The sequence below is a fragment of the Ancylomarina sp. 16SWW S1-10-2 genome, from assembly GCF_009669305.1.
Classification (GTDB): domain Bacteria; phylum Bacteroidota; class Bacteroidia; order Bacteroidales; family Marinifilaceae; genus Ancylomarina.
This window is the reverse complement of the sequence record NZ_SADB01000277.1, coordinates 1-409: the sequence shown is the minus strand read 5'-3', so window position 1 is coordinate 409 and position 409 is coordinate 1. Positions and strand designations below refer to the sequence as shown.

Annotated in this window: 1 protein-coding gene; it reads left to right on the top strand. The window is 42.3% G+C overall.

Going from position 1 to position 409, the window contains the following annotated elements; all coding sequences use genetic code 11:
- The first annotated feature begins 212 nt into the window (after window positions 1-212).
- Window positions 213-362 (top strand): hypothetical protein, encoded by a 150-nt coding sequence (locus EMN46_RS19225; RefSeq protein WP_154202626.1) that lies wholly within the window; start codon window positions 213-215, stop codon window positions 360-362.
- Window positions 363-409: the final 47 nt, after the last annotated feature.

Below are 409 nucleotides of genomic sequence, written 5' to 3'. Positions count from 1 at the left end.
GCGTTCAGCAAGCGATTAGTGAACACTGTAAATTGGAAATGAGCGCGGTACGTTTATTAGTTACATATCAGCCAGAAAAATAATATTTTTGGGTCATATTGCATAATTATTAACCTGTTCAATAGGGTGAATATAGGGTAGTCTTAGCGCTCTTTTTAATCATAATATGAAGTTGTCTTATGAAGGTTGTTGCCTTTTTTCTTGTAGTTAGCATGGCGCTCACTACGAGTGCTTGCACCGTAGTGAGTGTAGTGGATGCTGCGGCAAGTACTGCCGTTGATGTGGCCGTGGGTGCCGTAAAAGTGACTGGAAAAGCGGTAGGGAAGGCTGTTCATATTGTTACACCTGACAAGGATGAATGATGACTAGTCAACGCTTGTTCTGTCTGTTTGTGTGGTTGGGGTTGGTT